Below are 7,328 nucleotides of genomic sequence, written 5' to 3'. Positions count from 1 at the left end.
TTTATAAATTTCTTTCTTTTTTATTTTTTTAACCGCGAGTTCTCCACAGCTGGTTAAATTTTGTCCAAAGGGTTCTTTAGGAGGGGCGAAGTCCCTATACTTGCCGACCTGGCTCGAAAGACACCCAGGGCCGAACCCAAAACCTAATTCCCGAATTACCTGAATTAAGCAGGCACGAGGTGCGTGGTGGATTTCCCTTCCCGTTTTGAAGTGATCGTCATCGGCGGCGGTCATGCCGGTACCGAGGCAGCACTTGCATCAGCACGCATGGGAGCAAAGACCCTGTTGCTGACGCATAACGTGGAAACCCTCGGCGCCATGAGTTGCAACCCCGCCATTGGTGGCATCGGTAAAAGCCATCTGGTCAAGGAAATCGATGCCCTCGGTGGCGCAATGGCCATGGCCACCGATAAGGGCGGCATCCAATTCCGCGTATTGAACAGCCGCAAAGGCCCAGCCGTGCGCGCCACCCGCGCCCAGGCCGACCGCGTCCTGTACAAGGCCGCGGTTCGCGAGATCCTGGAAAACCAGCCGAACCTGTGGATATTTCAACAGGCAGCCGATGACCTGATTGTCGAGCAGGAGCAGGTCCGCGGTGTCGTCACACAAATGGGCCTGCGGTTTTTCGCCGATTCCGTGGTGCTGACCACCGGCACCTTCCTCGGTGGACTTATCCACATTGGCATGCAGAACTATTCCGGCGGCCGCGCCGGCGATCCGCCATCGATTGCCCTGGCCCAGCGCCTGCGTGAATTGCCGCTGCGTGTCGGTCGCCTGAAAACCGGTACCCCGCCGCGTATCGATGGTCGCTCCGTGGATTTCTCGGTGATGTCCGAGCAGCCAGGCGATACGCCGATTCCGGTGATGTCGTTCATGGGCTCCAAGGAGCAGCACCCGAGACAGGTGAGCTGCTGGATTACCCATACAAACGCCCGTACCCACGAAATCATTGCCGCTAACCTGGATCGTTCGCCGATGTATTCCGGCGTCATCGAGGGTATCGGCCCGCGTTATTGCCCTTCGATCGAAGACAAGATTCATCGGTTTGCCGACAAGGAAAGCCACCAGGTCTTCATCGAGCCCGAAGGCCTGACGACACATGAGCTGTACCCGAACGGGATTTCCACCTCCTTGCCGTTCGACGTGCAACTGCAAATCGTGCAGTCGATTCGCGGCATGGAAAACGCCCACATCGTTCGACCGGGCTACGCCATCGAGTACGATTATTTCGACCCGCGTGACCTGAAATACAGTCTGGAAACCAAAGTCATCGGCGGCTTGTTCTTTGCTGGGCAAATCAACGGCACCACAGGTTACGAAGAAGCCGGTGCCCAGGGCCTGTTGGCCGGCGCCAATGCCGCACTTCGCGCCCAGGGCAAAGACAGCTGGTGCCCGCGTCGCGATGAGGCATACATCGGTGTGCTTGTGGATGATCTGATTACCCTGGGTACCCAGGAACCGTATCGGATGTTCACGTCCCGCGCCGAATATCGCCTGATCCTGCGCGAAGACAACGCCGACCTGCGCCTGACCGAAAAAGGTCGTGAGCTGGGGTTGGTCGATGACGTGCGCTGGGCAGCATTCTGCAAGAAACGCGAGAGCATCGAGCTGGAAGAACAACGCCTGAAAAGCACCTGGGTTCGTCCCGGTACCGAGCAGGGCGATGCCATTGCAGCCAAATTCGGCACGCCGCTGACTCACGAATACAACCTGCTCAACCTGTTGAGCCGTCCGGAAATCGATTACGTCGGGCTAGTGGAAGTCACCGGCCAGGGCGCGGAAGATCCGCAAGTGGCCGAGCAGGTCGAGATCAAGACCAAATACGCCGGCTACATTGATCGCCAGCAGGATGAAATCGCCCGTCTGCGCGCCAGCGAAGACACCAAGCTGCCTGTGGATATCGATTACACCGGCATTTCCGGATTGTCGAAAGAAATCCAGAGCAAGCTCGGAGCGACGCGCCCAGAAACCTTGGGCCAGGCTTCGCGTATCCCTGGCGTAACCCCGGCGGCCATTTCGCTGTTAATGATCCATTTGAAAAAACGCGGCGCGGGCCGTCAGTTGGAGCAAAGCGCTTGAGTTCGATGGTCACCTCGCAACACGCCGAAGAGTTATCCACAGGCGCCCGCCAACTCGGCGTCAGCCTGAGTGAAGCCCAGCATGGGCAATTGCTGGGCTATCTGGCCTTGTTGATCAAATGGAACAAGGCATACAACCTGACCGCCGTGCGCGATCCAGATGAAATGGTTTCCCGGCATCTGCTCGACAGTTTGAGCGTCATGTCTTTCATCGAAAACGGTCGCTGGCTGGATGTGGGCAGTGGCGGGGGCATGCCGGGAATCCCACTGGCAATCCTGTTTCCTGAGTCGCAAGTGACCTGCCTGGACAGCAACGGCAAGAAAACCCGGTTCCTGACCCAGGTCAAACTCGAACTCAAACTGGATAACCTGCAAGTTATCCACAGCCGTGTCGAAGCGTTCCAGCCTGCGCAGCCGTTCAACGGGATTATCTCCAGGGCATTCAGCAGCATGGAGAATTTTAGCAACTGGACACGCCACTTGGGCGACACCGACACGCGCTGGCTGGCAATGAAGGGCGTTCATCCGGCCGATGAGCTGGTAGCATTGCCGGCAGACTTCCACCTCGATAGCGAACACGCCTTGGCCGTACCCGGTTGCCAAGGCCAACGCCATCTGCTGATACTGCGCCGCACGGCATGATTGGGAACACAAGCAAGAATGGCTAAGGTATTCGCGATAGCGAACCAGAAGGGTGGCGTGGGCAAGACCACCACCTGTATCAACCTCGCAGCATCCCTGGTCGCGACCAAGCGTCGGGTGCTGTTGATCGATCTCGATCCACAGGGCAACGCCACCATGGGTAGCGGTGTGGATAAACATGGCCTGGAAAACTCCATCTACGACGTACTGATCGGTGAATGCGATCTGGGTCAGGCCATGCATTTCTCCGAACACGGCGGTTATCAACTGCTGCCGGCCAACCGTGATCTGACGGCGGCCGAAGTGGTCCTGCTGGAAATGCAGATGAAGGAAAGCCGCCTGCGCAGTGCCTTGGCGCCGATCCGGGAAAACTACGACTACATCCTGATCGACTGCCCTCCGTCGCTGTCGATGCTGACGCTCAACGCCCTGGTGGCCGCCGATGGGGTAATTATCCCCATGCAATGCGAATACTTCGCATTGGAAGGCTTGAGCGACCTTGTGGATAACATCAAGCGCATCGCCGAGCTGCTGAACCCCGAGCTGAAAGTCGAAGGCCTGTTGCGGACCATGTACGACCCGCGCCTGAGCCTGATGAATGACGTGTCGGCCCAGCTCAAGGAACATTTTGGCGAGCAGCTCTACGACACGGTCATTCCGCGTAACATCCGCCTGGCCGAAGCGCCAAGCTACGGCATGCCGGCCTTGGCCTACGACAAACAATCCCGTGGTGCACTGGCCTACCTGGCCCTGGCGGGCGAGATGGTTCGTCGTCAGCGCCGTAACCCACGCACAGCTGCAGCCCAGCCAACTTAAGGAAACCCCATGGCCGTCAAGAAACGAGGTCTCGGACGTGGACTGGATGCATTGCTCAGCGGTCCGACTGTCAGCTCGCTTGAAGAACAGGCGGTACAGGCCGATCAGCGTGAGCTGCAACACCTGCCGCTGGACCTGATCCAGCGCGGCAAATACCAGCCACGCCGGGACATGGACCCGCAGGCGCTGGAAGAACTGGCACAGTCGATCAAGAGCCAGGGCGTGATGCAGCCGATCGTGGTGCGACCGATCGCCAACGGGCGCTTCGAAATCATTGCCGGTGAACGTCGCTGGCGCGCCAGCCAGCAGGCCGGCCAGGAAACCATTCCGGCGATGGTCCGCGACGTCCCGGACGAAACCGCCATCGCCATGGCGCTGATCGAGAACATCCAGCGCGAAGACCTCAACCCGATCGAAGAGGCAGTGGCGCTGCAACGTCTGCAACAGGAATTCCAGCTGACCCAGCAACAAGTTGCCGAGGCGGTGGGCAAGTCCCGCGTGACCGTGGCCAACCTATTGCGCCTGATTGCGTTGCCGGAAGTCATCAAGACCATGCTGTCCCATGGCGATCTGGAAATGGGTCATGCCCGGGCATTGCTTGGTTTGCCGGAAAATCAACAGGTTGAAGGGGCGCGACATGTTGTCGCACGGGGCCTCACCGTGCGCCAAACCGAGGCACTGGTTCGTCAGTGGCTGAGCGGCAAACCGGCCCCAGTGGAAGCCCCCAAAACCGATCCTGATATCGCTCGCCTGGAACAGCGCCTGGCCGAGCGCCTGGGCTCTGCGGTGCAGATTCGCCACGGCAAGAAGGGCAAAGGGCAACTGGTGATTGGCTATAACTCCCTCGATGAGTTGCAGGGTGTCCTTGCACACATTCGCTGAAACAATTGCTCTTGTAGCGCGCAGTCGGAAATCACTACCCGAAGGTTGAATAGGGGCAGAACCGCCCCTATACTCTGCGCGCATTTTGTCGGCACAAATTATGCCAAGTTATTGAATCATGGCAGCCGACCACTGGAGAGTAAAAGCGATGGAAACCCGCACGCCAAACCGCTTGCCGTTTCATCGCCTGGCAGTTTTCCCGGTTTTGATGGCCCAATTCGCCGTTGTACTGATCGCCACATTGGCGCTCTGGCAATGGAAAGGAGTCGTCGCCGGATACTCAGGTCTTTGCGGAGGCCTGATAGCCTTGCTCCCCAATATTTATTTCGCTCACAGGGCCTTTCGGTTTTCCGGCGCCCGAGCAGCCCAGGCTATCGTCCGGTCGTTTTATGCCGGGGAAGCGGGGAAATTGATTTTGACGGCAGTGCTGTTTGCACTGACGTTCGCAGGTGTGAAGCCATTGGCGCCGCTGGCTGTATTCGGCGTCTTCGTGCTGACCCAACTGGTCAGCTGGTTTTCCCCCCTGCTAATGAGAACAAGACTTTCGAGACCTTAGGGCGTTTGAGGCAACCATGGCAGAGACAACCGCTTCGGGCTATATCCAGCACCACTTGCAGAACCTGACTTTCGGTCAGCTACCCAACGGCGGCTGGGGCTTTGCCCACTCCGCTGCAGAAGCCAAGGAAATGGGTTTCTGGGCTTTCCACGTCGATACCCTCGGCTGGTCGGTCGCACTGGGTCTGATCTTCGTGCTTCTTTTCCGCATGGCGGCCAAGAAAGCGACTTCCGGTCAGCCCGGTGCACTGCAGAACTTCGTTGAAGTACTGGTCGAATTCGTCGATGGCAGCGTGAAAGACAGCTTCCATGGCCGCAGCCCGGTCATCGCGCCGCTGGCACTGACCATCTTCGTGTGGGTGTTCCTGATGAACGCCGTCGACCTGGTACCGGTCGACTGGATTCCTCAGCTGGCCATCCTCATCTCCGGTGACCACCACATCCCGTTCCGCGCCGTGTCGACCACCGACCCGAACGCGACCCTGGGCATGGCGTTCTCGGTTTTCGCACTGATCATTTTCTATAGCATCAAGGTCAAGGGCATCGGCGGCTTCATCGGCGAACTGACCCTGCACCCGTTCGGCAGCAAGAACATCCTCGTTCAGGCCCTGCTGATCCCAGTGAACTTCCTGCTGGAATTCGTGACCCTGATTGCCAAGCCAATCTCTCTGGCACTGCGTCTGTTCGGCAACATGTATGCCGGCGAGCTGGTGTTCATCCTGATCGCCGTGATGTTCGGCAGCGGCCTGCTGTGGCTCAGTGGCCTGGGCGTGGTCCTGCAATGGGCGTGGGCTGTGTTCCACATCCTGATCATCACCCTGCAGGCGTTCATCTTCATGATGCTGACCATCGTCTACCTGTCGATGGCGCACGAAGAAAACCATTAAGGCCAGTCTCGACTAGTCTGATGTCCTTCCCGGTCAAACGGGAAGGAGCCCGACCAGGGCTGATGAAACGATTTGTTTTACCGCTTTAATCTAAAAAACCTAAACCATACGACGTAAAAGTCGGGAGGAAAGATGGAAACTGTAGTTGGTCTAACCGCTATCGCTGTTGCACTGTTGATCGGCCTGGGCGCACTGGGTACCGCAATTGGTTTCGGCTTGTTGGGCGGCAAGTTCCTGGAAGGCGCAGCGCGTCAGCCAGAGATGGTTCCAATGCTGCAAGTCAAAATGTTCATCGTGGCCGGTCTGCTCGACGCCGTGACCATGATCGGTGTTGGTATCGCGCTGTTCTTCACCTTTGCGAACCCGTTCGTTGGTCAAATCGCTGGCTAATTACTCGGATGTCTCGAGTAGATTGGTGTGATGGACAACGTAACTGCGAGGTGTTGGCGTGAACATTAATGCGACCCTGATTGGCCAGTCCGTTGCGTTCCTGATTTTTGTACTGTTCTGCATGAAGTTCGTATGGCCTCCGGTCATTGCGGCATTGCACGAACGTCAAAAGAAGATCGCTGATGGTCTGGACGCTGCCAGCCGTGCAGCTCGCGACCTGGAGTTGGCCCATGAGAAAGTGGGTCAGCAACTGCGCGAAGCGAAGGCTCAAGCAGCTGAAATCATCGAGCAAGCCAAGAAACGCGGTACCCAGATTGTCGACGAAGCCCGTGAACAGGCTCGCGTCGAAGCTGACCGTGTGAAGGCTCAGGCTCAAGCCGAGATCGAACAGGAACTCAACAGTGTCAAAGACGCGCTGCGTGCCCAAGTGGGTGCTCTGGCCGTTGGCGGTGCTTCGAAGATCCTGGGTGCCACAATCGATCAAAACGCGCACGCAGAGCTGGTAAACCAACTGGCTGCTGAAATCTAAGCGAGGGCGATCATGGCAGAACTGACCACGTTGGCCCGACCTTACGCTAAGGCGGCCTTCGAGCACGCTCAGGCCCACCAGCAACTGGCCAATTGGTCAGCCATGCTCGGCCTGGCAGCAGCGGTGTCGCAAGACGACACCATGCAGCGCGTGCTCAAGGCCCCGCGACTGACGAGCGCAGAAAAGGCCGCCACGTTCATTGACGTGTGCGGCGACAAGTTCGATGCCAAGGCACAGAATTTCATTCACGTCGTTGCCGAAAACGACCGTCTCCCGCTTTTGCCGGAGATCGCCGCTCTTTTCGACCTGTACAAGGCCGAGCAAGAGAAATCGGTAGACGTGGAAGTAACCAGTGCTTTTGCATTGAACCAAGAACAGCAAGACAAACTCGCCAAGGTTCTCAGTGCACGACTCAACCGGGAAGTGCGCCTGCAAGTCGAGGAAGACAAGTCCCTGATAGGGGGCGTTGTAATCCGCGCCGGCGACCTGGTTATCGATGGCTCGATTCGCGGCAAAATCGCGAAACTTGCCGAAGCATTGAAATCTTGA

Annotated in this window: 10 protein-coding genes; 9 read left to right on the top strand and 1 reads right to left on the bottom strand. The window is 57.8% G+C overall.

Annotated features, from left to right (window positions below):
• The coding region (locus AD663_RS29200; RefSeq protein ID WP_218187231.1) for a hypothetical protein at positions 1-234 on the bottom strand (234 nt) is incomplete at its 3' end.
• On the opposite strand from AD663_RS29200, the gene mnmG reads away from it, so the two are divergent.
• The 9 genes from mnmG to AD663_RS27900 all read left to right on the top strand — a co-directional run bounded on the left by mnmG (position 187) and on the right by AD663_RS27900 (position 7,328).
• A complete protein-coding gene (gene mnmG / locus AD663_RS27940; RefSeq protein ID WP_003187201.1) occupies positions 187-2,079 on the top strand; it encodes a tRNA uridine-5-carboxymethylaminomethyl(34) synthesis enzyme MnmG in 1,893 nt (630 codons plus the stop codon). The genes AD663_RS29200 and mnmG overlap by 48 nt on opposite strands.
• A gap of 5 nt (positions 2,080-2,084) precedes the next feature.
• The gene (rsmG, locus tag AD663_RS27935; RefSeq protein WP_172680648.1) at positions 2,085-2,720 is read left to right on the top strand and encodes a 16S rRNA (guanine(527)-N(7))-methyltransferase RsmG; all 636 of its coding nucleotides are present in this window, start codon (positions 2,085-2,087) and stop codon (positions 2,718-2,720) included.
• Between the two features lie 18 nt (positions 2,721-2,738).
• On the top strand, positions 2,739-3,536 hold the full coding sequence (locus AD663_RS27930; protein ID WP_003187199.1) for a ParA family protein: 798 nt from the start codon (positions 2,739-2,741) through the stop codon (positions 3,534-3,536).
• 9 nt (positions 3,537-3,545) lie between these two features.
• The gene (locus AD663_RS27925; protein WP_003187197.1) at positions 3,546-4,418 is read left to right on the top strand and encodes a ParB/RepB/Spo0J family partition protein; all 873 of its coding nucleotides are present in this window, start codon (positions 3,546-3,548) and stop codon (positions 4,416-4,418) included.
• A 148-nt stretch (positions 4,419-4,566) separates the two neighbouring features.
• On the top strand, positions 4,567-4,974 hold the full coding sequence (locus tag AD663_RS27920) for a F0F1 ATP synthase subunit I (RefSeq protein ID WP_033046359.1): 408 nt from the start codon (positions 4,567-4,569) through the stop codon (positions 4,972-4,974).
• A 16-nt stretch (positions 4,975-4,990) separates the two neighbouring features.
• Complete coding sequence (gene atpB, locus AD663_RS27915) at positions 4,991-5,860, top strand: F0F1 ATP synthase subunit A (protein WP_003187195.1); 870 nt, start codon at positions 4,991-4,993, stop codon at positions 5,858-5,860.
• 132 nt (positions 5,861-5,992) lie between these two features.
• Entirely contained in the window at positions 5,993-6,250 is a 258-nt protein-coding gene (atpE, locus tag AD663_RS27910) for a F0F1 ATP synthase subunit C (RefSeq protein ID WP_003097235.1), read from the top strand.
• 58 nt (positions 6,251-6,308) lie between these two features.
• Positions 6,309-6,779: a F0F1 ATP synthase subunit B gene (locus tag AD663_RS27905; RefSeq protein ID WP_003187193.1), complete on the top strand. Its 471-nt coding sequence runs from the start codon at positions 6,309-6,311 to the stop codon at positions 6,777-6,779.
• A 12-nt stretch (positions 6,780-6,791) separates the two neighbouring features.
• On the top strand, positions 6,792-7,328 hold the full coding sequence (locus AD663_RS27900; protein ID WP_003187192.1) for a F0F1 ATP synthase subunit delta: 537 nt from the start codon (positions 6,792-6,794) through the stop codon (positions 7,326-7,328).

The sequence above is a fragment of the Pseudomonas sp. Q12-87 genome (assembly GCF_001269755.1).
GTDB lineage: Bacteria > Pseudomonadota > Gammaproteobacteria > Pseudomonadales > Pseudomonadaceae > Aquipseudomonas > Aquipseudomonas fluorescens_S.
This window is presented reverse-complemented; position numbering and strand designations above follow the sequence as displayed.

Bases quoted from the DNA above. Each gene is read 5' to 3' on its own strand.
- rsmG (WP_172680648.1), top strand. From the start codon at position 2,085: ATGGTCACCTCGCAACACGCCGAAGAGTTATCCACAGGCGCCCGCCAA.
- AD663_RS27930 (WP_003187199.1), top strand. From the start codon at position 2,739: ATGGCTAAGGTATTCGCGATAGCGAACCAGAAGGGTGGCGTGGGCAAG.
- AD663_RS27925 (WP_003187197.1), top strand. From the start codon at position 3,546: ATGGCCGTCAAGAAACGAGGTCTCGGACGTGGACTGGATGCATTGCTC.
- AD663_RS27920 (WP_033046359.1), top strand. From the start codon at position 4,567: ATGGAAACCCGCACGCCAAACCGCTTGCCGTTTCATCGCCTGGCAGTT.
- atpB (WP_003187195.1), top strand. From the start codon at position 4,991: ATGGCAGAGACAACCGCTTCGGGCTATATCCAGCACCACTTGCAGAAC.
- atpE (WP_003097235.1), top strand. From the start codon at position 5,993: ATGGAAACTGTAGTTGGTCTAACCGCTATCGCTGTTGCACTGTTGATC.
- AD663_RS27900 (WP_003187192.1), top strand. From the start codon at position 6,792: ATGGCAGAACTGACCACGTTGGCCCGACCTTACGCTAAGGCGGCCTTC.